Consider the following 23,263-nt stretch of genomic DNA (forward strand, 5'->3'; position numbering starts at 1 on the left):
GCTCAACCCTAAGCCAGCGCATGCCGCCATCACCGGAAGAACTCGGCCACGCCGAAGGGCGGCATCATTCCGCCGCTCTATGCGTGCGCGCTCAGGCCACCAGCACCCATCGACCTTCGTCGACCTGCTGATAGGCACCGACCCGCAACCCGAGCAGCGGCGGCGCGCCGGACCGGTAGATGTGCCCGGTGGGGGTGGTGGTCTCGACGAGGTGGCCGGGCGAGGGGCGAGGTCGGGCGCGCCAGCCGGTGGCCTGCTTGGCGTGGTTGCAGGCCTGGCAGAGGCCCTGGCCCTCGTCGGCCGAGGTCGCGCCGCCGGCGGCGATGCCGGTGACGTGGTCGCGGTGACGGATCGGGGCGTTGCACCAGGGGTTGCGGCAGAACTGGTCGCGGAGGTCGAGGAACGCGCGGAGCTGGCCGCGGAAGAGCCGCTGGCGGGAGTCCATCGCGACGAGCTCACCGGTCGCCGGGTGGGTGTAGAGGCGGCGCAGCCAGACGCGGGAGCCGGCGTCGAGGGAGTCGGCGAGCAGCTCGCGGGCGAGTTCGGCGGGAACCGGTCCGTGGCCGGCGAGGTGGGCGGTGTCGTGGGCACCGGCGAACAGGGCCTGGTCGGTCATGACCAGGCCGAGGGCGACCGGGACGACGGGTCGGCCGCCGACGGTCGGAGCGCCGGTGACGCGCGAGACGAAGGCGTCGGCCATGACCTGTCCTCGGCCACGCCGGTCCCCCGCCGCGATCGCCGAGTCGGCCTCGGCGGCGAGGGCGGCGTACGCCGCCACGGCCTGCGCCACGGGGAGCAGCACGGTCAGGTAGGCCATCGTGTCGGGCGCGGGCCGGACGGTCACGCGGCGCTCGGCCTCGGCCCGGCGGCGGCGCTCGGCCACGGAAGCAGGGTCGAGACGGGCGGCGAGCTTGCGCAGCTCACCGAGCAGGACGCGGTCGGAGTAGCCCTCCAGCGCCTCGGGGTCGCCGGCGATCGCGCGGTCGACGGTGGCGCGGTCCTCGCGGGTCAGGCAGGCCGTCTCGCGGGCGATGAGCGTCGCCCGCCACTCCGGGATGCGGCCGGCGCGGAAGGCGGCACGGGTGTGCGGCAGCTCGCGCAGCACGCGGGCGAGGCTCAGGTGCTGCCGGCCGCGGTGCGGCGACTCCCGCCGGGCGAGCGCGACCTGGGCGGTGAGGCCGTGGTCGGACGGGGCCGTCTCGTCGAGGCCGGCCGTGACCTCTGCCTGGGCAGCCTCGGCCGCGCACTTCAGCTCCTCGAGGGCGCGGAGCAGGTCGATCCGCTCGGAGTCCGACATCCCGGCGGCGTCCAGCCCCGCCAGGTGGGCCGTGGTGGCCCCCACCTGGCGGAGCATCGTGTGATGTCTCAGGACATGGGTGACAGTTCTGCATCAGGACTTCGGTGACACCTGATGTGTCAGGACTTCGGTGACACTTGGGGGTTCTTCGGACGTGTTCCGGGTGGTCGGCCGTTGCCGACGTAGCTGATCCCGACGGCGGGTCGGACGTGTTCGGCGAGGATCTCGCCTTGCAGGTCGGTGATGGTGATCTTGTCTCCGGGCTGAGTGCCCTCGGTGATGACGAGGACCTGTTTGAAGGCGTGGTCGACGTCGATCTTGTAGAAGACCTTGTCCACGTGAACGGTGCCGCCGGTGCTGACCTTCCGGATGCGGGTGTCGGCTGGCAGCTCGGCCGGCGGGGGTGGTTGCGGGTGCATGTACCGCTGCGGCACGGGCCGCTCGAACCATGGCTTCTGATCAGTGCTGGGGCGGGGCGGGTTGGCCTTCGGTGTTGCTTCCCATGCCGCCAACGGTGTGACGCGGCCCGGTAGCCCTTGGTGCGGACGTTCGGTGTTGTAGATGTGGTCGAAGGCGTCGACCTGAGCCTGCAGCTCGGCCAGCGACTCGGCAAGCGGCTGCTTGTCGAGGTAGCGGAACAGAGTCTGGTGGAAGCGTTCGTTCTTGCCCTGGGTGGTCGGCTTGTACGGCTTCCCGGTGATCGGCTCGACCCCAAGCCGCGACACGTGGTCGACGAGTTGGCCCAGGTACCCGCGCCGCGAGGGGTTGAGCGCGAGTCCGTTGTCGGACAGCAGCCGTTGCGGGACACCGTGGGCGGCGATGGCCTTGTCGACCACCTTGATCGCGTCCATGACGGTCTCGCCCCAGGCGACGTGGGACGCCACGGCGTAGCGGGAGTGGTCGTCGATGAGCTGGAAGATCACACACTTGCGGCCACCGGTCAGGACGTACTCGGTGGCATCCAGTTGCCAGCACGCGTTCGGGGCCGGGTAGACGAACCGCCGCCAGGCCGAGCGAGGTCGTTTCTTCGGCTCGAGTCGGGCAACGCCAGCCTCGCGGAAGATCCGAGCCAGCGACGCGACCGAGGGCACCACGTCCAGGCCCATCGCGTGCATCTTGTCGTGCACGCTGATCGGCCCGTGGTCCAGCCCGGACGCCTCGAGCGCCGCGCGCACCTGAACCGCTTGGGCCTTGACCGCCTCGGTCAGCTTCGAGGGGCTCGTCTTCGGTCGGCGGGTGCGGGGCTCGAGCACCGCGGCCGGTCCCTCGGTCTTGGCGCGCTTGCGCAGCTCGTAGAACGACTTGCGGGAGATGCCGTGCTCGGCACAGAACGTCGAGACCGCCCCGCGCGGTGCGTCATCGGGCCACTGGGAGATCGCGAGACGGACACGGGGATCGATGGGTTCACTGGCTGCCACCGCCGAAGCCTCGGGGCAGAAGTGTCACCACCAAGACGATTTAAAGTGTCACCGATGTCCTGATGGAGATTCGTCACCGATGTCCTGCGACATGACAAAAGACCGGTCAAGGGGTGGGGTATGACCCCGAAGCAGGGTATGGACAGCCTCGCGACCGCGGGAGCAGGGTGCTGGAATGACCCGTCTCGGAACCCTCCTCCTGTCCACCGCGCTCGCCGCGAGCACTCTCGCCGCCGTCCCGGCGCACGCCGGCTCCGGCCCTCACGGCGACCACCACGCCGGGAAGCTCTCCTGGCACGAGACCGTCGTCGATGCCGACCAGAGCTTCCGCGGTCTCGACGCCGTCGGCCGGCGTAAGGCGTGGGTGGCGGGTGGCAGCGCGACCGAGGGTCGCCCCGGGAAGGTGTTCCGCACGACCGACGGCGGGCGGACCTGGGAGGACGTCAGCCCCGAGGGCACCGAGGGGCTGCTGTTCCGCGACATCGAAGCGAACAGCGCGCGGAGGGCGGTGGTCCTGGCCGTCGGCCCGGGCGATGCGTCGCGGATCTACAAGACGACCGACGGTGGGGCGACCTGGGACGCGGTCTTCGTCAACGACGATCCCGCGGCGTTCTACGACTGCATGGCGTTCTACCCCGGCGGCCGGCGCGGACTGGTCGTGAGCGATCCGGTCGACGGCAGGTTCCGCATTCTCGCGACCGAGGACTTCGGGCGCTCCTGGACCGTGCTCCCGGTCGGGGCGATGCCGGACGCGCCGACGGAGTACGGATTCGCCGCCAGCGGTGACTGCCTCGTGACGACCGGCCGCTCGGCGTACTTCGGGTCGGGCGGCGGCGCCGCGCGCATCTTCCGGTCCGACGACTTCGGCCGCACCTGGACCGCGGCGGACTCCACGATCCCCCCTGGCGACGCGGCCGGGGTCTTCGCCCTCGCCTTCCGTACGCCGGAGAGGGGCGTCGCCGTCGGCGGCGACTTCGCGGACCCGGCAGACGGAGCGGACGCCGTCGCGACCACGCACCAGGGCAACACGTGGCGCAACGCCGGTGACCTGACGCACCTCGGCGAGGACGTCGCCTACCTGCCCGGCCGCCGCCACCGGCTGGTCGTGACCGGGGAGTCGGGCGAGGTCATGGGCACGAGCGTCAGCCTCGACGGCGGCCGCAGCTGGAAGCAGATCAGCGAGACCGGCTACCACGCGCTCGAGTGCACCGAGGACGGGTCCTGCTGGGCGGCGGGCGGCGATGGCCGGGTGGGGCGGGTCAGCCGCTGACACGCGCCCCACCCGGCGCACGGACCGATCAGTCGTGGTCGATCCAGGGCGTGAAGCCGTTCTTCTTGCCCACCCAGTCGACCAGCCCGCGGGAGCTGCCGTCGGTACGGGTGCCGGACACGCGCACCGCGACGCGGACGGCGTCCGGGTCGCCGACGCCGGGGCGGTGGAGGCGGATGCGGACGTTGTCGTGGCGGTAGTCGACCCGCATCAGGTAGTCCGCGTGGCGGAGAGGCTGGCCCCACTGCCGGCGGCCGAAGCCCTCGGTGTCCATCAGCGTGTAGTCGGTGCCGGCGTAGAAGCCGCCGACGAAGACGTACTCCGGGCCCCGGTCGGTGCGGTCGGTGTCGAGGTAGACGACGCCGGCCGAGCCGGTGTCCGGGTCCCGCCGCAGGTTGTGGTGGTGGGTGGTGATGTCGATGCTCTCCCCCGCGTTGCGGACCGACAGCGACAGCACGTCGGACCCGTGGTGGGTGTCCTCGGGGTCGTCGATGCCGTACCGCTCGGCGTTCGCCGGTCCGGCGAGCACGATGGGGAGGGCGGCGGCCGCCAGGGTTGCGGCGGCGATGGGGGTGCGCATGGTGCGTCTCGTTCTCTCGTGTGAAGGGGTTCGTCGCGGGTCATACGCACGAGGAGCGAGGGCGGTTGCATCGCCCGGGTGGACTAGGCCTGTTCGTAGTCGACCCTCGAGTCGGAGTCGGCGGAGATGCGCGCCCGGGCAGGAAAGTTGCGGCCGCCGCCTGTGAGGATGCCTCCATGGACAGGACCGTGGGGTGCGAGCTCGTCGTCACCGCTCACAGCGAGGCCGAGGTGGAGCTCCAGGTCGCCGTGGCGCGTACGCCGGGCCTGGAGGTCACCGAGCGGCTGACGCTGCTCCACGAGGGGCGTGAGCTGCCCACCGTCGAGGTGGCCACCCCGCACGACGGCCGCCTGCACCTGGTCACGCTGCCGGAGGGCGCCACGCAGGTGTCCTACGAGGCGCGGGTGCGCGGGGTCGCCGAGGTGCCGGACCCGTCGCTGGCCGAGATCTCGCTCTATCGCCGGCCCAGCCGCTACGTGCAGTCGGACACGCTGGGCAACTTCGCGGCGGCCGAGTTCGCCGGCCTGCGCGACGCCGAGCTGCTCACGGCGGTCTCGTCGTGGGTCGGCACACGCCTGTCGTACGTCCCCGGCAGCAGCGGGCCGACCGACGGCGCGACCGAGACGCTGCTGGCCGGCGCCGGCGTGTGCCGCGACTACGCCCACCTCGTGATCGCGCTGCTCCGGGCGCTCGACGTCCCGGCGCGGCTCACCGCCGTCTACGCGCCGGGCTGCGACCCGATGGACTTCCACGCGGTCGTCGAGGCGTACGTCTCCGGCGGCTGGTACGTCGTCGACGCGACCGCCCTCGCCCCGCGCTCCTCGCTCGTGCGGATCGCGACCGGGCGCGACGCCGCCGACACGGCGTTCATGACCACGAACTCCGGCCGCACCGACCTCGACTCGACCCGGGTCACCGCCGTCGCCGACGCGGGGCTGCCCGACGACGACCTGGACAAGCTGGTCAGCCTGCGCTGACCGAGGTCAGCCCGGTCCCACCACCGCGAGGATCTCGGGCTTGGTGAACACGTGCGCGGCGACCGCGCGGACGTCCTCGAGCGTGACGGCGTCGATGCGGTCCATGACCTCGTCGATGCTGAGCAGCTCGTCGTGGACGAGCTCGGCCTTGCCGAGCCGCGACATGCGGGAGGCGGAGTCCTCGAGCCCGAGGACGAGTCCGCCGCGCAGCTGGCCCTTGCCGCGGGCGAGCTCCTCGGCGGTGAGGCCGGAGGCGGCGACCTTCGCGAGCTCGTCGCGAACGACGGACAGCACCTCGTCGAGCTTCGACGGCAGGCAGCCGACGGAGACGCCGACCAGTCCGGAGTCGGCGTGGTGGGAGGCGAAGGAGAAGACGGAGTACGCCAGGCCGCGGTGCTCGCGGACCTCCTGGAAGAGCCGCGAGGAGGTGCCGCCGCCGAGCGCGGTGTTGAGCACGCCGAGCGCGAAGCGGCGGGGGTCGTCGCGGACCAGGCCCTCCATGCCGAGGACGACGTTGACCTGCTCGAACGGCCGGGTGGTCGCCAGGACGCCGGGCGTGACCCTCTTGCGCGCGCCGTGCCGCGGGGCGACCGGTGCGGCGGTGCCGGCCAGCCAGTCGTGGCGGCCGAACGCCTTCTTCACCTGGCGCACGAGCGCGGCGTGGTCGACGTTGCCGGCGGCCGCGATGACGACGTTCGAGGGCGTGTAGTGGCGCCGGTAGAAGCGCTTGATCTGCGCGCGCGACAGGGCCTGGATGGATCGATGGGTGCCGGCGATCGGGCGGCCCAGCGGCGAGTCGCCCCAGGCCTGCTCGGCGAACAGGTTGTGCACGACGTCGTCGGGGTCGTCGTCGTGCATCGCGATCTCGTCGAGGATCACGTCGCGCTCGGCCTCGACGTCCTCGGCGTCCAGCGTCGACGCGGTGATCATGTCGCCGAGGACGTCGACCGCGAGCGGCAGGTCCTGGTCGAGCACCCGCGCGTGGAAGCAGGTGTACTCCTTCGCGGTGAACGCGTTGAACTCACCGCCGACCGCGTCGAGCGCGATCGAGATGTCCAGCGCGGACCGCTCCCCCGTGCCCTTGAACAGCAGGTGCTCGAGGAAGTGCGAGCAGCCGTGCAGGGCCGGCGACTCGTCGCGCGAGCCGACGCCGACCCACACGCCGATGGCCGCGGACCGGACGCCCGACTGCTGCTCGCTGATGATGCGCAGCCCCGAGGGCAGGGTGGTACGCCGGACGCGGGCCGTGACCTGCCCGTCCGTGTCCCGCTCGGTGAAGAGCGTCCGGGAAACGGCCGACCGGCCAGCAGGAGCCTGCTGGCCGGTCGCCGTGTTGCGTCGTGATGCCAGAGGGATCAGGACTCCTCGGTGGCCTCGGTGTCGTCGGAGTCGGCGACGGCCTCCTCGGAGGACGCCTCCTCGTCGACGACCGGGACCAGCGACAGCTTGCCGCGGTCGTCGATCTCGGCGATCTGGACCTGGACCTTCTGACCGACCGACAGGACGTCCTCGACGGCCTCGACGCGCTTGCCACCGGCGAGCGAGCGGAGCTTGCTGATGTGCAGCAGCCCGTCCTTGCCCGGGAGCAGCGAGACGAACGCACCGAAGTTCGTCGTCTTCACGACGGTGCCGAGGTAGCGCTCGCCGACCTCGGGCATCGTCGGGTTGGCGATGGCGTTGATCGCGGACCGGGCGGCCTCGGCGGCCTCACCGTTGGTGGCACCGATGTAGATGGTGCCGTCGTCCTCGATCGAGATCGAGGCGCCGGTGTCGTCCTGGATCTGGTTGATGACCTTGCCCTTGGGGCCGATGACCTCGCCGATCTTGTCGACCGGGATGTTGATCGTGATGATCCGCGGGGCGTGGACCGACATCTCCTCGGGCTCGTCGATGGCCTCGGCCATCACGTCGAGGATCGTCATGCGGGCGTCGCGCGCCTGCTGCAGCGCCTGCGCGAGCACCTCGGCGGGGATGCCGTCGAGCTTGGTGTCGAGCTGGAGCGCGGTCACGAACTGGCGGGTGCCGGCGACCTTGAAGTCCATGTCGCCGAACGCGTCCTCGGCGCCGAGGATGTCGGTCAGCGCGACGTACTGGGTCGAGCCGTCGATCTCGCCGGACACGAGGCCCATCGCGATCCCCGCGACCGGCGCCTTCAGCGGCACACCGGCCTGGAGCAGCGACAGCGTCGAGGCGCAGACCGAGCCCATCGAGGTCGAGCCGTTGGAGCCCATGGCCTCGGAGAGCTGGCGGATGGCGTACGGGAACTCCTCGCGCGTCGGGAGCACCGGCAGCAGCGCACGGCGCGCGAGCGCCCCGTGGCCGACCTCGCGGCGCTTCGGCGAGCCGACGCGGCCGGTCTCACCGGTGGAGAACGGCGGGAAGACGTACTTGTGCATGTAGCGGCGGTGCGTCTCCGGGGAGAGCGTGTCGAGCTGCTGCTCCATCTTGAGCATGTCCAGCGTGGTGACACCCAGGATCTGGGTCTCGCCGCGCTCGAACAGCGCCGAGCCGTGGACGCGCGGGATCACGCCGACCTCGGCGTGCAGCGGGCGGATGTCCTCCAGGCCGCGGCCGTCGATGCGGACCTTGTCGCGCAGGATGCTCTCGCGAACGAGCTGCTTGTTCAGCGAGCGGAACGCCGCGCCGATCTCCTTCTCGCGGCCCTCGAACTGCTCGGCGAGCTTCGCGAGGACCTCGTCCTTGAGCTCGTCGGTGCGGTCCTGACGCTCCTGCTTGTCCGCGATCTTCATCGCCGCGGCGAGGTCGGACTTCGCCGCGGCCTCGACGGCCTCGAAGACGTCGTCCTCGTAGTCGAGGAAGATCGGGAACTCCTGGACCGGCTTGGCGGCCACGTTGGCGAGCTCCTGCTGCGCCTCGACGAGTTGCTTGATGAAGGGCTTGGCGGCGTCGAGGCCACCGGCCACGACCTCCTCGGTCGGCGCGGTGGCGCCACCGTGGACCAGCTCGATCGTGCGCTCGGTCGCCTCGGCCTCGACCATCATGATCGCGACGTCGCCGGACTCGGTGACGCGGCCGGCCACGACCATGTCGAAGACGGCGTCCTCGAGCTGGCTGTGGGTCGGGAACGCGACCCACTGGCCGTCGATCAGCGCGACGCGGACGCCGCCGACCGGGCCGGAGAACGGCAGGCCGGAGAGCTGGGTGGACATCGACGCGGCGTTGATCGCGAGGACGTCGTAGGGCTGGTCGGGGTCGAGCGCCATGACGGTGATGACGACCTGGACCTCGTTGCGCAGGCCCTTCTTGAAGGTCGGGCGCAGCGGGCGGTCGATGAGGCGGCAGGTGAGGATCGCGTCCTCGCCCGGGCGACCCTCGGACCGGAAGAACGAGCCGGGGATCTTGCCCGCGGCGTACATCCGCTCCTCGACGTCGATCGTCAGGGGGAAGAAGTCGAAGTGGTCCTTGGGGTGCTTGCCGGCGGTCGTGGCCGACAGCAGCATCGTGTCGTCGTCGAGGTAGGCGGTCACGGCGCCGGCGGCCTGCCGGGCCAGGAGGCCACTCTCGAACTTGATCGTGCGGGTGCCGAACTTGCCGTTGTCGAGGGTGGTCTCGACGGCGTGGATGACGGGTTCAGTCAAGGGTTTGTCCCTGTTCTGCTCGCGGAGCGATCCGCGGCGTCCCGCGCAGAGTGCCGGTCTTCGATCGAGGCCCGCAGAGCTGCGCTCTGAGAGCCACTACCGAGGACCGAGCCGAGGACGGCGGGTCGCTCCTGGTGTTCAGATGTACTTCATCGGTGAATCTATCGCCCTCGTGTTCGGGCGATAAAGCGTGAAGGGCCCACCGGAGGCGGGCCCTTCACGAGCAATCAGCGGCGGAGGCCGAGACGCTCGACGATCGAGCGGTAGCGGTCGATCTCCGTCTTCTGCAGGTAGTTCAGCAGCCGGCGGCGCTGGCCGACCAGCAGGAGCAGGCCACGACGGCTGTGGTGGTCGTGCTTGTGCTGCTTGAGGTGGTCGGTGAGGTGGCTGATGCGGTGGCTGAGCAGCGCGATCTGCACCTCCGGCGAGCCGGTGTCGCCCTCGGTCGTGGCGTACTCGGCGATGATCTTCTTCTTGGTCTCCGCGTCGGTACCGATCGACATGCGGGCTCCTTCCCGGCTCTTGCGAGCACAGTGTCCGTTGCGCGGTGCTCCGGGCCGGATGCCCGGGGCGCTCTCTGTCCGCGGCCGTTCTGACGGCGTGCTGCCTCCCCCACCTGGGTGGAGGCAACCTGAGAACTCTAGCGCGCGCGTGGGCCACCCACCCAATCCAGGGAAGGCCCCGTGTGATCATGCTCGGGTGATGCGACGTCTCGGAGTCATCCTCGCGCTGGCGCTGGCCACCAGCGTGCTGGCCGCGCTGCCCGCCCCCGCACAGTCAGCCCCCCACGACCCGTCGTGGGCCCGGCTGGTGCCGGACGCGACCACGCAGGTCGTGCGGACCGTGTCGAGCCGGCAGCACTGCCGCCAGCGCTGGTGCACGGTCACCCAGGCGTGGGAGAAGGACGCCGAGGGCCGGTGGTGGAAGGTTCGGGAGTTCCGCTCCACGATCGGCCGCAACGGGTGGGGCAAGCAGCGCGAGGGCGACGGCCGCTCCCCCAACGGCGTCTACGAGATCAAGGTGACCTTCACGACCGGGCGGGCCAACCCGGGACGGATGCCGTGGAAGCAGCGCAAGCCCACGTCGGTCGTCACCAGCGCGGCCGGGCCGAACTACAACACCTGGCTGGAGGTCCGCGGCGTCACCAGCGGCGACCGCCCGTCGATGCGCTCGGGGTGGGTCGTCGACTACAACTTCGTCCGCCTACGACCCGGGGCCGGGCCCGCACCGGTGCAGGGCAAGGGCAGCGGGATCTTCTACCACACGTCGAAGCCCGGGTCCCCGTGGGCGCCGACCGCCGGCTGCACCCAGGTCGGCAACCCGCAGAAGATGCGCTGGCTCCTGAAGTGGCTGCGCCCGGGCGCCCATCCGCGGGTCGTGCACAACCGCTGAGAGTGGGTACTTGCCGCCCGTGGACCCGGACAAGCAGTACGAGGTCGTCGACCGCATCGCCGAGGCCGTGCAGGAGCGTGGGCTGCGGATCGCCGCGGCGGAGTCGCTCACGAGCGGACGTCTGATGTCCCGCCTGGGAGCCGGCTCGGGCGCGTCCGAGTGGTTCGCCGGCGGCGTCGTGGCCTACGACGAAGAGGTGAAGTTCGAGCTGCTCGAGGTCGACCGCGGGCCCGTGATCACCGCGAAGTGCGCCCGGCAGCTCGCCATGGGCGTGGCCGGCCTGCTCGGCGCCGACGTCGCGGTCGGCATCACCGGGTGCGGCGGCCCGGACCCCGAGGAGGGCCAGCCGCCCGGGACGATCTACGTCGCGGTGTCGTCGGAGGACGGCATCCGCGAGGAGCACCACGTGCTCGAGGGTGGCGACGACCCCGACCAGGTGCTCGACGACGCCACCGGGGTGGCGCTCGCGCTCCTGGCCGAGGTCGTCGACGGCTCCTGAACGTCAGACGGCCGGCGGGTCGTGCCGCTCGACCACGGTGGTCGAGCTGTTGCGGCGCGAGGCCGTCGCGGCGGTGAGGACGATCGCCAGCGCGCCCACGGCGGCCAGGATCCAGCCGACCATGGTGAGGTCGACGTCAGCGATGTTGTCGGTCACGGCCAGCGCGAGGATCAGGCCCAGCGCCAGCATGAAGATTCCCACTCCGTATCCCATGCCCGGGTTATCCCCCGTGTCGGCGGGGCGAAACGCCCGGGCGGCGACGGCCGCCGTCGCCCTCCTGAGTCGCGACAACATTCCCTCACCCGGAAGGGGGTACGTTCGAACCATGCCAGCCGATCGGCGCGCGCTGGCCGAGCGAATGGCGGAAGCCGCGCGTCAGCTCCAGGACGAGGCCACCACCCAGACGACGATGGAGGTGGCCGTCCGGCTGGCCGTCGAGAACGTGCGCGGCTGCGACTTCGCCGCGTTCTCGATCGTGCGGCGGGGCCGGAGGCTGGAGACCCCGGCGTACACCAGCGAGACCGCGCTGGCGGGCGACCTGCTCCAGTACGAGCTCGGCGAGGGCCCCTGCGTCGACGCCGCGTGGGAGGAGCGGCTGGTGCACTCGGGCGACCTGAGCAGCGACCGACGCTGGCCGACCTGGGCGCCGCGCGTGGTCCGGGACCACGGCGTTCACAGCATCCTCTGCCTCCAGCTCTTCACCCACTCCGACTCCCTCGGCGCGCTCAACCTCTACTCGACCACGCCGGACGCCTACGCCCGCGACGACCTCGACGACGGCCTGGCGCTCGCCGCGCACGTGGCGATCGCGATGGCGGCGTCCCTCAACCGCGCGGACCTGAACGCGGCCATCGACAGCAGGACCGTCATCGGCCAGGCGACCGGCATGCTCATGGAGCGCTACCGCCTCGACCAGACCACCGCCTTCGCGCTGCTCTCGCGGGCCAGCTCCAACACCAACACCAAGGTCCGCGACCTGGCGCGCGAGCTCGTCGAGACCGGCCACATCGCCGCCATCGAGAGGACCGTCGGGGTCCAGTCGCACGTTCGACCGACCCGGGGCCGGTGACCCGGGTTCGGTGACCTCACCCCGGTGACACCTCCTCGTGGGACTGCCGGGTCCCCTGCCCCGCGCCCTTCACTGGTCGCCACCACACGGCTTCCGGGCAGAGAGGACAGTGCGATGACCCAGGCGTCGACCGAGTTCGAGGACGAGTACGAGCTCGAGGAGGAGTACGAGGACGAGGCGTTCCTCGGCGGGATCGCCAAGATCGCCGGCTCGCTGCTCGGCGAGGAGGAGTACGAGTTCGAGGACGAGCTGGAGGGCGAGTTCGAGGACGAGTTCGAGATGGAGCTCGAGTCGGAGTTCGAGGACGAGCTGGAGGGCGAGTACGAGGCCGAGGACGAGTGGGAGCTCGAGGCCGAGGACGAGTACGAGCTCGAGTCGGAGTTCGAGGACGAGCTCGAGGAGGAGTACGAGGACGAGGCGTTCCTCGGCGGCCTGGCGAAGATCGCCGGCTCACTGCTCGGCGAGGAGGAGTACGAGTTCGAGGCGGAGTCCGAGGAGGAGTACTTCTTCAAGAAGATCGGCCGGGCGCTGCGCAAGGTGCCCTTCCGCAAGATCATCAAGTTCGCGGCGCCGAAGCTCGCGACCGTCTTCGGCGGGCCCGCGGCCGGCATGCTCGCGAAGGCCGTGACCTCGCAGCTCGAGGGCGAGTTCGAGGACGAACTCGAGGGCGAGCTGGAGGAGATGGCCACGGCGCCGGTGTCGTCGGCGCAGGCCGAGGCCGAGTACCTCGCCGCTCGCGCCTCCGCGACCGAGTCCGAGTCGGAGGCGGAGAGCTTCATCGGCTCGGCGGTGTCGCTGTCGATCAGCCCCCGCGAGCGGCAGGAGCTCGAGCAGCTGCTCCCGAGCCTGCTCCGCGGCGCCTCGGTCCTGACCCAGGTCCTGCACCGCAACCGCAGCTCCCGGCAGGGACTGCGCCTGGTGCCCGGCATCGTCGGCTCGACGGCCAGCACCCTGGCCCGGCTCCAGTCATCCGGCCGCCGGCTCACGCCGGCCGACGTCGGCACCGTGCTCGGCGCGAGCGCCAACCGGGTGATGACCGACCCGCGCTGGCAGCGCTCGGTCGCCCGCCGACACGCACGCGGCCTGGCGCACGTCCACCGTCGCCGCCGCCACGGCCACCGGCGCCCGGGCGGCTACCGGAGCTACCGCGGCTACGCCCGACGCCCCGGCGCCCGGGTCGCCGTCGCCCGTCGCGGCCGCCCGGTGACGGTGCGCCGCCGTCCCACGAACGTCCGCACGGTCCGTGCCGGCACCCGGGTCGGGCGTCCGCGTCCCGGCGTGGTCCGGGTCGTCACTCCGGTGCGGGTCCCGGCCAGGAACGGCCGCCCCGCTCGCACGATCAAGGTCGTCAGCGACGTCAAGGTCCCTCGCGGCGCCGTGCCCAGCGGGCGCCCCGTCCCGGTGACCGCCAAGAAGCGGCGCTGAGCGCCCCCACCCCCAGAACGACACCCCCAGAACGACCGAGGAGCAGGAGTCGACATGACCACGCTGAACCACCGCTACCCCGCCATCCAGGGCGAGTTCGAGGACGAGTTCGAGGACGAGTACGAGGACGAGCTCGAGGAGGAGTACGAGGACGAGGCGTTCCTCGGAGCGATCGGGAAGATCGCCGGCTCCCTCCTCGGCGAGGAGGAGTACGAGGACGAGTACGAGCTGGAGTCGGAGGACGAGTTCGAGGACGAGTTCGAGGACGAGGGCGAGGGCGAGCTGGAGTTCGAGTTCGAGGCGGAGGCGGAAGCCGAGATGGAGTCCGAGCTCGAGCTGGAGGACGAGTTCGAGGACGAGGCCGAGGAGGAGGCGGAGGGGTTCGTGAACCCGGTCCGCCGCATCTACCGCGACGCCGAGTCGATGGCCCACCTGGCCGTCCGCGCCGAGCGGGCGCAGAGCGAGGCCGAGGCCGAGGCCTTCATCGGGGCGCTGGTGCCGCTGGCCTCGAGGATCATCCCGCGGGCCGCGAAGCTGATCGCCCGCAACGCCCCGACCCTCGTCAAGGGCGCGAGCAGGATCGTGCGGCAACTGCGGCGCAACCCGCAGACCCGCCGGATGGTGCGCGCCCTGCCGGTCGTGCTCCAGCGCACCGCGCAGAGCCTCGCCGACCAGGCCGCGAACGGACGCGACATCGACGCCACGACCGTGGTCAGCACGCTCGGCCGGATGACCGGGCGCGTGCTGGCTCCGCGGCGCCGGCGCCGCGCCATCCGCGCGGTCAACCACTGGGACCGCCGCTGGCAGCGTCGGGCCCGCTGGAACCGCAGGCACGGCCGGTACCAGCGCATCCACGGTCGCGGCGTACGACGCCCGTACGGGCGTCCGGTGCGTCGCCCGGTGACCCGGCGGCCGCAGGCGGCCCGCCGTGTCCGCCGTCGCTGAGCGGGTCGGCTCCCGCCAGCCCGTGCCTGTCGCTCGGGTGCGGAGGGCCGACCCCGCACCCGGGCGTGCCGCGGTCCCCGCCCGGCAGACCCCACTGGTGTCGTTCGCCACCGGCCAGGGCGTCAACGTCCGCCGACACCTCGACGCGCTGCGCGACTTCCGCCGGACCGAGTTCGGGACCTCGCCCGCGCGGCCGTCCGAGGCGCACATCCAGGCGGTCAACGAGCTGCTGGCCCGGCTGCGCCGGCCGCTGGAGAGGGCGGTCGCCGACGTCGAGCGGACCGGCCGGGCCGCGGCTCGCAACCCGGGCTCGGTGGACCTGGCCGAGCTGCTGCGGCGCAAGTCCAAGGCGCACGACTGGGTGCGGGCCACCGAGCGGGTCTGGGACTTCTACTTCGAGCTGTTCGGACAGCGGCAGGGCGCCTTCGGGGACTGGCTCTACGCCTGCGACAAGATCGCCCTCGACTGCTATCAGCACGTGCACATGCACCTGGGGAAGGCCCGCTCGATCCCGAGCCCGGCGCCGTTCGCCTACATGCGCACGGGGTTCAGCCCGGCGACCTACCGGCGCAACATCCCGCTCCGGAAGCTCGGCCGCCAGCTCAACCCGTTCCCGCTGGTGCAGCTCCCCTATCACCGGATGGTCAACCCCTGGACGATGGGGGCGATCCTCCACGAGGTCTGCCACAACCTCCAGAACGAGCTCGAGCTGGAGAACGCGATCCCGCGCACGATGTACCGCGCGCTGATCGCCGACGGGATGCCGCGGCCGGTCGCCCGGACGTGGGCCCGGTGGAACCGCGAGATCTTCGCCGACCTGATGGGCTGCATGCTCGGGGGCGAGGCGTTCGTCGCGTCGCTCATGGACGTCATCGGCCGCAGCCCCGAGCAGGTGCTGGCGTTCTCGCCGCACGGCGTGCACCCCACGCCGTACCTGCGCACGGGCATCTCCACCCACCTGCTGCGCCGGATGGGCTTCGCCGAGATCGGCGCCGAGTACGACCGGATCTGGAAGCGGCTCTACCCGACGACCGCCGGGACCACGATCCCCCGCCCGATGCTCGCCACCCAGCGCGAGGCGACCCAGATCGTCGTCGACTCGATCTGCTACACGAGGTTCCCCTCGCTCGGCGACCGGTCGCTGCGCCAGGTGATCACCTTCGAGCCGCGGCAGCAGGCCATGATCGAGGAGGCGGCCGGCCGCCTCGCCAAGGGCATCGACCCCGGCGTGGTGCCGGAGCGCTTCCTCATCGGTGCCGTCCGGATCGCCGTCGACCGCGGGCTGACCGCGCCCGACACCGCGATGCGCAACTTCTACCAGGCGCTGACGGGGAGCTGACCATGACGATGTCCGCCGCGCTCCAGGACCTGCGCACGTCGACCTCCCGCCTGTCCGAGGCCGTCACCGAGCTGGTCATGATCGCTCACGAGGACCGGCCCGCGGGCAGCGAGGTCGCCGCCGTCGACGTGTTCGGCGAGCAGGTCTCCGAGCTCCAGGCGTCGGTGGTGCTCGCGGTCCACGAGCTGGCGCGGATCGACGGTCCCGTCCAGATCGCCGACCGGATGGCCTTCGTCGACGGCGCGATCGCGGCCGCGGCGCGGCGCTACTGGCGCGACCTGCGCTCGTACGACGCCACCGCGGCCATGCGCCAGGCGGCCCGCCGCGGCGGGCCGGACTGGCGGGCCTGGCAGGTCAGCATCGAGCAGTCCCAGGAGCGCTGCGAGCAGCCGCTCGAGGAGGCGATCACGGGCACCCGCGCCGTGTGGCAGGAGATCGCCGAGCTGGTGTCGATCTGGCTCGCCCACCCGCTCACGCACGAACCCGCACACGAACCCACGCACGACGCCGGTCTGCCGGCAGCCGAGAACACCAGGAGGAGCACATGAGCTCGAAGTCATCCGGCCACATCCCCGTCGTCGGCGTCGACCAGGCCTTCCCGACGCTGGTCGGCTCGCCGACCGGGTCGGGGTCGACCGCCCTCGCCGACCAGGGCCCGCAGGTCCGGGCCGCGATCCGGGACGTGCTCGGCGTGCGCAGCCGCGTGGAGGACCCCAAGGCGTTCACCGACGCGCTCACCGCCGCCTTCCGGCTCTTCCACGTCGAGGGGCACACCGCGTCGGAGTTCGTGCCGCGGGGCTACGCCGTCCAGGCCGACCTCGGCGCCGTCACCGGAGGCCAGGCGTCGCTCTACCGGCGGGCGACCCTCTCCCGCACCGAGATCCTCCGGATCCTCGACGGGCTCGTGCCGCTCCGGGTCGACGGGGACCAGCAGGACATGGACGCCTACCGGACGATCGTGCGGAACGCCGTGCAGAACCTCGTCGACGAGCTCGGCGCACCGGGCGGCCCCCGGGTCGCGATGGTCGACGCCTACCTGACCGGCCTGCTGGGGACCGACCCCCACCGCGACCCGGACCGGATCGGCGGCCAGCTCGGCGCGCTGCGCGACCGGTTCGGCCTGATCGACGACAACGTCAACACGATCGAGGAGGAGGGGCTGCGCACGGCGTACTGGACGCTCGTCGACATGACGCGCGACCTCAACCGGGCGTGGGACAGCCAGCGCGACCACTTCACCGGCGGCTCCGGTGCCGGCTTCCTCGGCACCCAGCTGATCCTCATCAGCCGGCTGATGGAGGCCGCCGCGGACCAGGTCGACGAGCTCGAGGCCGTCCTCGACTCGGTGCTGATCCCGCAGTCGGAGCGGCAGACGATCCTGCTGCACGAGCAGTCGAACCTGACCCTCGACGGCCTGCTGACCTGGTTGCACGTCTTCCTCGCCGAGGAGGGCCGGCACCTGGCCCAGGACGCGGGCCGCGACGGCATCGTGTCCGCGCTGGCGCCGACCGCGGTCGCGCTCGCCGAGACCTTCAAGCACGCGCTGGCCGACCCGATCGTGCCGGGCAACGCGGTCGAGGGACTCGTGCCGATCCGCTACCTGCGGGCCGGCTGCTGCCGCAGCTGGCCGCCGGGGATGCGCTCGGCTCGGGTCACGATCGCGGTGTCCAGCCTGTGCCGGCTGCTCATGGAGCTGGCGGGACGCGCCCAGAGCATCGGCCGCTGGGCCGGCGTGATCGTGATCGACGTGGCGGTCTCGCGGATGCGGCACAACATCGACGCGAGCAACCGCCCACCGCGCGGCGCGCTCAACGTGGAGTTCCGCGGGCTCAACCTCCGGCCCCACTTCATCCCGGCGTTCGTCACGCTGGCGGCCCGCCAGCGGGGCGAGGAGCAGTGCCGCGCGGAGAACCTCGGCACGGAGGACCTCATCCGGCCGCTGGAGCTCTCGGCGACCGGGGACGGCGAGAGCGTGTCGGCCGTCTTCGACTACGCCGAGGTCTCCTCGATCTTCGACGAGGCCGGCATCTACGACGTTCCCGAGGCCGGTCTCGTGCTGCCGGCCACCGACGTGCCGATCGCGCTCATCGACTCCGAGACCGCGCGCGTCGTGCACGCGCCGTGGCCGAAGGCCTGGCCACGCCTGGTCCGCGCCGACCACCCCAACCCGCCGAACGCCGACGGCTACCGGCTCCCGATGGTCGACGACCGGCGGGCGCCGGAGGTCCACGACTACCGCTTCCGCGACCCGGTCGGGCGGGTCATCGACTCGATCGCCGACCCCGACGGCTCCGACGACCTCCTCTCGGACGTCTCGGACCTCGTGGAGCGGGTCGCCGAGCGGTTCGACGGCAAGACGGGGGGCAGCCGGGCGCGGGTGACCCAGTCGCCGTTCGTGCCGGTGACGATGCCGTCCGGCGCGGAGGCGAAGGAGACCACGGCCAAGAAGGCCGCCGCCAGGACCACCGCGAAGACCGCCAAGACCGCCAGGACCACCGCGAAGACCGCCAAGACCGCCAAGACCGCCGCCAAGAAGGCCCCCGCCACGAAGGCCACGGCCACCAAGCAGGGAGGCCAGTGACATGTTGACCGAGAAGGAGTACCAGGAGCGGATCGACCGGATCCACGCGCTCCGCGAGCAGGTGGCCGACCGGCTCTCGGGGAGCCTGGTGTCGAACCCCGCGCTGGCCGAGGAGATCAACGGCCAGATCGACCACCTCGTCGACGCGGCGGTCCGCGCCGACGAGGCGGGCGACCCGCCACCGGACCTCGGGCTCGCGTCGCTGGTCGGCATCGGCCCGGAGGCGGCCACGCACTTCGGCCAGACGCTGACGACGCACGGCGTCGTGCCGTACGACGACAACGTCAACTCCGAGCGCATCGTCGCCGTCGGCGACCTGTACTACCTGTACCAGCACGAGGCGATCGGCGTGTTCAAGGTCGTGCAGAAGCTCAAGGAGCTGTTCGAGTCCGGCGCCGTCCGGCTGTCGAGCGGACCCGGCGCGTACCGGCTCTACCAGTTCGACCGTCGTGACGTGCTGCGCTACACACGCAGGGACCGGCGGGACGCCTACCGGCGGGTGCTCGGCTACGGCAAGGGCCTCGGGTCCGCGCAGAGCCGCCCCAACACCGACTTCCACCTGCTGTTCGGGCACTTCGTCAACCAGGTCACGCTGTTCTGGCGCGACAAGCGGATCTCGGACGTGATCCGCGAGCGGGCGCTCGACCCGAGCTTCGGCTCGATCGCGGTCGTCCGGCGCTCCGGGCTCGACCTGCGCAACAACCTGAAGTTCACCTCGTTCGGTCACCTCAACGTGCTGCGCATCGAGGTCATGCAGGTGCTCGAGGAGTGCTTCCGCATCCTGGGCTCCGAGGACGTCAAGGACCTGTTCGGCGCCGACAACGCGTGGGACGTCGTGGACGAGGTCCTGATCCGCTACTTCGACGAGCGGCTCCAGAGCTCGCCGCGGCAGCGGATGGCCGTCACCGGCCGGGAGGTGCTGCGCTGGCTCGCCGGCCCGCACATCCTGGAGACCTCGCGCGGCGAGTTCGAGACGCTGCTCATGGACATCGCCGAACCCGCCGAGGAGTGGTTGACCTCCGCTCAGGCGATGATGCTCGCCCGGCGTACCGGCTCCGACCGGGTGCTCCCCTGGGAGCAGCTCGGCCAGTCCGGCGTCGCTGTCCCGGTCGCCGAGCGGAGCCCGGTCACGGTCCCGCCGATCGTGCAGCCGCGGCGGGTCGCGCCGCCGGTGTACCCGAGACGCGGGGGGCGCGGCACCTACCGGGGCAGCCGGGGCGGCGTCCCGCGCCAGCGGGTCCGCCGCTGACCCATGGACGCCCGGCTCGGTGCGGTCCGCAGCGCCGCTGCGCGGTCCGCGCCGGCCGCCCTCGGGGACCTCGAGGCGTGGCTGCGGATCCCGTCCGTGAGCCGGTCGCCCGCGGTCGGCCGGGCCGCGGACTGGGTGACCACCCGGCTGCGCCACCACGGGGCAGAGGTACGGCGGCTGCCGGGCCCCGTCGTCGTCGCCCGCACCCGCGGGCGCGGCGGCGCCACCAGCGTGGTCTACGGCCACCTGGACGTGAAGCCGCCCGGGCCGGGCTGGACGACACCGCCGTTCCGTCCGGTCCGGCTCGGGCACCGGCTGCAGGCGCGGGGCGCCAGCGACGACAAGGGGCAGCTGATGTCCCACCTCGTGGCGCTGGCGGCGTGGGCGGCGGCCGGCGGACCGCCGGGTGACGTCGTCACGATCATCGACGGGGCCGAGGAGGTCGGCAGCCCGGGGCTCTCCCGGGCGCTGGCCGGCCTCGGGGAACCGGTCGCGGGCGTGGTCGTCGTCGACACCCGGTCCGCCGGCCGCCGCCGTCCCACCGTGACGCTGTCGCAGCGCGGCGCCGTGCCGGTGCGCCTGGTCGTCGATGTCGGGGGCCGGCCCGTGCACGCGGGACGGCTGGGCGGCGCGGTCGTGGACCCGACCCTCCTCCTGGCGGGTCTGCTGGTCCGCGCCGCCCGGGTCCTCGACGACCTGCCGCTCCCTCCCCCGCCCTGGCCGGCCCAGCCCTCCGCCGCGGCGGTCCGGGCCGCCGCCGGCGGGCGGGCCGTCCACGCGTCCGACGTCGTCGGGCTCGCCACCCGACGCGGCGTGCTGACCGTCAACCGGATGCACGCCTCCGCCGCCCCCGGCGCCGTGCCCACCCGCGCGACGGCGCTCGTGGACGTGCGGGTACCGCCCGGCTGCTCCCCCGCCGTCGCGCTGGCCCGTCTCGAGCGGGCGCTGCGGCGCGAGCTGCCGGGCGGCGTACGGCTGACCGTCCGGACCGGCCCGGGCGCCGCCGGGTCGGTGCTCGCCCCCTCGCCCCGGGCCCGGGCCGCGGTCGACGCGGCCTGCCGAGCGGCGTACGGGCGGCCCGCGACGACGACGGCCTCGGGCGGCTCGATCCGCGCCGTCGGCGTGCTCCGCCGCGAGTTCGGCACGACGCCGGTGCTGCTCGGGCTGGGTCCGGAGGACGACGGCGCGCATGGCCCGGACGAGTACCTCGACGTCCGCGAATGGCCCGTCCAGGTCGACGCCCACGTGGTCCTGCTGGACCGGCTTGCCGCCGCGGGAACCACTCAGATGGGCCACGGAAAGCCGACGTTCGCCGGTGCTACGGTCGGCTTGCCCGCCAAGGGCGGGGGCACGGGAAGCGGGCACATGGACACTCGGGAGCCCAGATGACCATGCCCACCAGGCTCGGCGACATCGCACCACCGCCACCCCGCACCACGGACCCGCAGCGCCTCGACGCCCTGCTCGACGAGGTCGCCGCGCTGCTCCGGGCCGGCGACTACCAGGCCGACGAGCGCGAGGGCGTGCTGCTCGACGTCACCGTCGGGCCCGTCCGCTGTCTCATCATCCACCAGGAGCCGGCGCTGCGCGTCACGCTGTCGCCGCGCGAGCGGCAGATCGCGCTGATGGTGGCGCACGGGCGCACCAACCAGGCGATCGCGACCTCGCTCGACATCAGCGTCTGGACGGTCTCGACCCACCTCCGGCGGATCTTCGCCAAGCTCGCCGTCTCCTCCCGCGCGGAGATGGTCGCGCGGCTGCTCGCCGACCACGACTACTCACCGTTGGTGGCGCCGGAGCTCTAGGAGACTGCTGAACAAAGGCGCGCCTCCCACGGTCGCCCGGTGGTGGTGAAATCCTGTGGGTATGCAGGGTGAGTCGGATCGGCAGCGTGAACTGCTGGACGTGGAGTCGGTGGCGGGGCATCTGCTCGAGCCGGGCGGCGTGTTCGCGTTGCTGGCTGAGCATCGTGACCGGTTGTTCCCGGTCGAGTTGTTCGCCGATCTGTTCCCGTCGGGGCGTGGGCGGCCCTCGATCCCGGGCGAGGTGGTCGCCTCGGTGATCGTGTTGCAGGCGTTGTACGGCCATTCGGACCGTGAGGCGGTCGACGCGTTGACCTTCGATCTGCGGTGGAAGGCGGCGTGTGGGTATGCGATCGACGCGAAGGGCTTCGATGCCTCGACGTTGACCTACTGGCGGCGCCGGCTGGCGGCCAGCGAGCGGCCGCAGCGGATCTTCGAGGTGGTCCGCGACGTGATCGACCAGACCGGGGCGGTGGCGGGCAAGACGCGGCGGGCGCTGGACTCCACGGTCCTCGATGACGCGGTCGCGCGACAGGACACCGTGACCCAGCTGATCGCCCAGATCCGCCGGGTCGGCCGCGAGGTCCCCGACGCCAAGAACCTCATCGGGGCGCACTGCACCCGACTGGTTGCGTTGACCGGGCAGGATTACAGCTCGACGGGGAAGCCGCCGATCGCGTGGGACGACCGGGCTGCCCGCGACGAGCTGGTGTCCGCGCTGGTGGGCGACGCGCTGGCGCTGCTCGCGGCCCTCGATGATGAGGTCGGACTCGAGCAGATCACCAGGGCGGGCGGGCGGCCGGCTGAGGCGGTCGCGTTGCTGGCGCTGGTCGCCGGGCAGGACGTGGAGCCGGCTGAGGACTCTGATGGCACCGACGGCCGCTGGCGCATCGCCCGCCGGACGGCTCCGGATCGGGTGATCTCGACCGTGGATCCCGACGCCCGGCACGCGCACAAGACCCGGGAACGGCGCCAGGACGGCTACAAGGCGCATGTGGTGGTCGAGCCCGACACCGGATTGACCACGGCGGTGAGGTTGACCAAGACGAACGGCGCTGAGAATTCCGACGCGAACGTCGGCGCGGACCTGGTCACCGCCGACACCACCATCGGCGCAGGCGAGGCCGTCGAGGTGCTCGGCGACTCGGCCTACGCCAGCGGCGACATGCTCCATCAACTCAACCAGAGGAACTGGACGCCTCTGGTCAAGCCGTGGCCGATCAAGCCGGCCGTCGAGGGTGGCTTCACCATCGACGACTTCGTCTACGACGCGATCGCCAACACGCTGACCTGTCCCGGTGCCCTCACCCGCAGCCCGTCGCCGAAGGGCACCGTCACCTTCGGCGCCGCCTGCCGAGGTTGCCCGCTACGCGAGCAGTGCACCACCTCAGCATCTGGCCGCAGCGTGGTGATCGGCGAGCACCACCACCTGCAACGCGAACACCGGCAGCGAGCCGCCGACGACGGCTTCCAAGCCGTCTACCGCCAGCATCGACCGATGGTCGAACGCTCGATCGCCTGGCTCACCCGAGGCGCGCGCCGCGTGCCCTACCGCGGGATCGAGAAGAACAACAACTGGCTCCACCACCGCGTCGCCGCCCTCAACCTGCGCCGCCTCCTCGCCATGGGCCTCACCGTCCAGAACGGGACCTGGGTCCTCGCCTGAGCGCGAGCCCGCGGACCCTTGCGCCGTCCACCGCCAGTCGCTCAGCATGGCTGCAGGCGGGTGGAACGACCCTCGTTGTCGCACCCAGAGTGCTGACCAGAAATGCCGCTCGACGGCCCACCTTGAGGCGCTCCACCCGCCGCCCACCACTGCCG

20 protein-coding genes and 1 pseudogene are annotated in these 23,263 nt (G+C 72.1%); 14 read left to right on the forward strand and 7 right to left on the reverse strand.

From position 1 onward, the window contains the following. Window positions 1-91: 91 nt before the first annotated feature. Both ACYQ0U_RS06815 and ACYQ0U_RS06820 read right to left on the reverse strand, forming a co-directional pair. Window positions 92-1,354 carry an HNH endonuclease gene (locus ACYQ0U_RS06815; RefSeq protein WP_459970866.1) on the reverse strand — a complete coding sequence of 421 codons (1,263 nt, stop codon included), beginning with the start codon at window positions 1,352-1,354 and terminating at the stop codon, window positions 92-94. Between the two features lie 287 nt (window positions 1,355-1,641). Further along, a pseudogene (locus tag ACYQ0U_RS06820) lies at window positions 1,642-2,715 on the reverse strand (integrase core domain-containing protein); the annotation flags it as partial. 175 nt (window positions 2,716-2,890) lie between these two features. Here ACYQ0U_RS06820 and ACYQ0U_RS06825 point away from each other — a divergent pair. Next, the gene (locus tag ACYQ0U_RS06825; RefSeq protein ID WP_459970868.1) at window positions 2,891-3,985 is read left to right on the forward strand and encodes a WD40/YVTN/BNR-like repeat-containing protein; all 1,095 of its coding nucleotides are present in this window, start codon (window positions 2,891-2,893) and stop codon (window positions 3,983-3,985) included. Window positions 3,986-4,013: 28 nt separating this feature from the next. Here the strand turns inward: ACYQ0U_RS06825 and ACYQ0U_RS06830 are convergent, their stop codons facing one another. Further along, entirely contained in the window at window positions 4,014-4,565 is a 552-nt protein-coding gene (locus tag ACYQ0U_RS06830; protein ID WP_459970871.1) for a hypothetical protein, read from the reverse strand. Window positions 4,566-4,741: 176 nt separating this feature from the next. Between ACYQ0U_RS06830 and ACYQ0U_RS06835 the strand changes: the two genes are divergently transcribed. Then, a complete protein-coding gene (locus ACYQ0U_RS06835) occupies window positions 4,742-5,542 on the forward strand; it encodes a transglutaminase-like domain-containing protein (RefSeq protein ID WP_459970873.1) in 801 nt (266 codons plus the stop codon). Window positions 5,543-5,548: 6 nt separating this feature from the next. Here the strand turns inward: ACYQ0U_RS06835 and ACYQ0U_RS06840 are convergent, their stop codons facing one another. The 3 genes from ACYQ0U_RS06840 to rpsO all read right to left on the reverse strand — a co-directional run bounded on the left by ACYQ0U_RS06840 (window position 5,549) and on the right by rpsO (window position 9,644). Beyond that, window positions 5,549-6,703 (reverse strand): M16 family metallopeptidase, encoded by a 1,155-nt coding sequence (locus ACYQ0U_RS06840; protein WP_459970875.1) that lies wholly within the window; start codon window positions 6,701-6,703, stop codon window positions 5,549-5,551. Window positions 6,704-6,897: 194 nt separating this feature from the next. After that, window positions 6,898-9,141 (reverse strand): polyribonucleotide nucleotidyltransferase, encoded by a 2,244-nt coding sequence (locus ACYQ0U_RS06845; RefSeq protein WP_459970877.1) that lies wholly within the window; start codon window positions 9,139-9,141, stop codon window positions 6,898-6,900. Between the two features lie 227 nt (window positions 9,142-9,368). Beyond that, entirely contained in the window at window positions 9,369-9,644 is a 276-nt protein-coding gene (gene rpsO, locus ACYQ0U_RS06850; protein WP_459970879.1) for a 30S ribosomal protein S15, read from the reverse strand. 199 nt (window positions 9,645-9,843) lie between these two features. On the opposite strand from rpsO, the gene ACYQ0U_RS06855 reads away from it, so the two are divergent. Both ACYQ0U_RS06855 and ACYQ0U_RS06860 read left to right on the forward strand, forming a co-directional pair. Continuing rightward, complete coding sequence (locus tag ACYQ0U_RS06855; RefSeq protein WP_459970881.1) at window positions 9,844-10,533, forward strand: L,D-transpeptidase family protein; 690 nt, start codon at window positions 9,844-9,846, stop codon at window positions 10,531-10,533. A gap of 19 nt (window positions 10,534-10,552) precedes the next feature. Further along, the gene (locus tag ACYQ0U_RS06860; RefSeq protein ID WP_459970961.1) at window positions 10,553-11,032 is read left to right on the forward strand and encodes a CinA family protein; all 480 of its coding nucleotides are present in this window, start codon (window positions 10,553-10,555) and stop codon (window positions 11,030-11,032) included. A gap of 3 nt (window positions 11,033-11,035) precedes the next feature. On the opposite strand, the gene ACYQ0U_RS06865 is transcribed toward ACYQ0U_RS06860, so the two are convergent. Beyond that, window positions 11,036-11,245, reverse strand: coding sequence for a DUF6458 family protein (locus ACYQ0U_RS06865; protein ID WP_459970883.1), 210 nt, complete (start codon window positions 11,243-11,245; stop codon window positions 11,036-11,038). Window positions 11,246-11,357: 112 nt separating this feature from the next. On the opposite strand from ACYQ0U_RS06865, the gene ACYQ0U_RS06870 reads away from it, so the two are divergent. The 10 genes from ACYQ0U_RS06870 to ACYQ0U_RS06915 all read left to right on the forward strand — a co-directional run bounded on the left by ACYQ0U_RS06870 (window position 11,358) and on the right by ACYQ0U_RS06915 (window position 23,108). Continuing rightward, on the forward strand, window positions 11,358-12,101 hold the full coding sequence (locus tag ACYQ0U_RS06870) for a GAF and ANTAR domain-containing protein (RefSeq protein WP_459970885.1): 744 nt from the start codon (window positions 11,358-11,360) through the stop codon (window positions 12,099-12,101). 114 nt (window positions 12,102-12,215) lie between these two features. Next, a complete protein-coding gene (locus ACYQ0U_RS06875) occupies window positions 12,216-13,526 on the forward strand; it encodes a hypothetical protein (RefSeq protein WP_459970887.1) in 1,311 nt (436 codons plus the stop codon). A 54-nt stretch (window positions 13,527-13,580) separates the two neighbouring features. Continuing rightward, complete coding sequence (locus ACYQ0U_RS06880; protein WP_459970889.1) at window positions 13,581-14,471, forward strand: hypothetical protein; 891 nt, start codon at window positions 13,581-13,583, stop codon at window positions 14,469-14,471. After that, on the forward strand, window positions 14,455-15,810 hold the full coding sequence (locus ACYQ0U_RS06885; RefSeq protein WP_459970891.1) for a hypothetical protein: 1,356 nt from the start codon (window positions 14,455-14,457) through the stop codon (window positions 15,808-15,810). Before ACYQ0U_RS06880 ends, ACYQ0U_RS06885 begins: the two co-directional genes overlap by 17 nt. A 2-nt stretch (window positions 15,811-15,812) precedes the next feature. Then, window positions 15,813-16,358 (forward strand): hypothetical protein, encoded by a 546-nt coding sequence (locus ACYQ0U_RS06890; protein ID WP_459970894.1) that lies wholly within the window; start codon window positions 15,813-15,815, stop codon window positions 16,356-16,358. After that, window positions 16,355-18,391 carry a hypothetical protein gene (locus ACYQ0U_RS06895; RefSeq protein WP_459970896.1) on the forward strand — a complete coding sequence of 679 codons (2,037 nt, stop codon included), beginning with the start codon at window positions 16,355-16,357 and terminating at the stop codon, window positions 18,389-18,391. Before ACYQ0U_RS06890 ends, ACYQ0U_RS06895 begins: the two co-directional genes overlap by 4 nt. A 1-nt stretch (window position 18,392) precedes the next feature. Further along, complete coding sequence (locus tag ACYQ0U_RS06900) at window positions 18,393-19,640, forward strand: hypothetical protein (RefSeq protein ID WP_459970898.1); 1,248 nt, start codon at window positions 18,393-18,395, stop codon at window positions 19,638-19,640. Window positions 19,641-19,643: 3 nt separating this feature from the next. Next, entirely contained in the window at window positions 19,644-21,029 is a 1,386-nt protein-coding gene (locus ACYQ0U_RS06905; protein WP_459970900.1) for a M20/M25/M40 family metallo-hydrolase, read from the forward strand. Continuing rightward, complete coding sequence (locus ACYQ0U_RS06910) at window positions 21,026-21,445, forward strand: LuxR C-terminal-related transcriptional regulator (RefSeq protein WP_459970902.1); 420 nt, start codon at window positions 21,026-21,028, stop codon at window positions 21,443-21,445. Before ACYQ0U_RS06905 ends, ACYQ0U_RS06910 begins: the two co-directional genes overlap by 4 nt. 61 nt (window positions 21,446-21,506) lie before the next feature. Further along, on the forward strand, window positions 21,507-23,108 hold the full coding sequence (locus tag ACYQ0U_RS06915; protein WP_459970012.1) for an IS1182 family transposase: 1,602 nt from the start codon (window positions 21,507-21,509) through the stop codon (window positions 23,106-23,108). The last annotated feature ends 155 nt before the right edge of the window (window positions 23,109-23,263 follow it).

The organism is Nocardioides pyridinolyticus, from assembly GCF_054653575.1.

Coding starts and splice junctions, on each gene's coding strand:
- ACYQ0U_RS06815 (WP_459970866.1), bottom strand. CDS start 1,354: ATGCTCCGCCAGGTGGGGGCCACCACGGCCCACCTGGCGGGGCTGGAC.
- ACYQ0U_RS06825 (WP_459970868.1), top strand. CDS start 2,891: ATGACCCGTCTCGGAACCCTCCTCCTGTCCACCGCGCTCGCCGCGAGC.
- ACYQ0U_RS06830 (WP_459970871.1), bottom strand. CDS start 4,565: ATGCGCACCCCCATCGCCGCCGCAACCCTGGCGGCCGCCGCCCTCCCC.
- ACYQ0U_RS06835 (WP_459970873.1), top strand. CDS start 4,742: ATGGACAGGACCGTGGGGTGCGAGCTCGTCGTCACCGCTCACAGCGAG.
- rpsO (WP_459970879.1), bottom strand. CDS start 9,644: ATGTCGATCGGTACCGACGCGGAGACCAAGAAGAAGATCATCGCCGAG.
- ACYQ0U_RS06855 (WP_459970881.1), top strand. CDS start 9,844: ATGCGACGTCTCGGAGTCATCCTCGCGCTGGCGCTGGCCACCAGCGTG.
- ACYQ0U_RS06865 (WP_459970883.1), bottom strand. CDS start 11,245: ATGGGATACGGAGTGGGAATCTTCATGCTGGCGCTGGGCCTGATCCTC.
- ACYQ0U_RS06870 (WP_459970885.1), top strand. CDS start 11,358: ATGCCAGCCGATCGGCGCGCGCTGGCCGAGCGAATGGCGGAAGCCGCG.
- ACYQ0U_RS06875 (WP_459970887.1), top strand. CDS start 12,216: ATGACCCAGGCGTCGACCGAGTTCGAGGACGAGTACGAGCTCGAGGAG.
- ACYQ0U_RS06880 (WP_459970889.1), top strand. CDS start 13,581: ATGACCACGCTGAACCACCGCTACCCCGCCATCCAGGGCGAGTTCGAG.
- ACYQ0U_RS06890 (WP_459970894.1), top strand. CDS start 15,813: ATGACGATGTCCGCCGCGCTCCAGGACCTGCGCACGTCGACCTCCCGC.
- ACYQ0U_RS06895 (WP_459970896.1), top strand. CDS start 16,355: ATGAGCTCGAAGTCATCCGGCCACATCCCCGTCGTCGGCGTCGACCAG.
- ACYQ0U_RS06900 (WP_459970898.1), top strand. CDS start 18,393: ATGTTGACCGAGAAGGAGTACCAGGAGCGGATCGACCGGATCCACGCG.
- ACYQ0U_RS06905 (WP_459970900.1), top strand. CDS start 19,644: ATGGACGCCCGGCTCGGTGCGGTCCGCAGCGCCGCTGCGCGGTCCGCG.
- ACYQ0U_RS06910 (WP_459970902.1), top strand. CDS start 21,026: ATGACCATGCCCACCAGGCTCGGCGACATCGCACCACCGCCACCCCGC.
- ACYQ0U_RS06915 (WP_459970012.1), top strand. CDS start 21,507: ATGCAGGGTGAGTCGGATCGGCAGCGTGAACTGCTGGACGTGGAGTCG.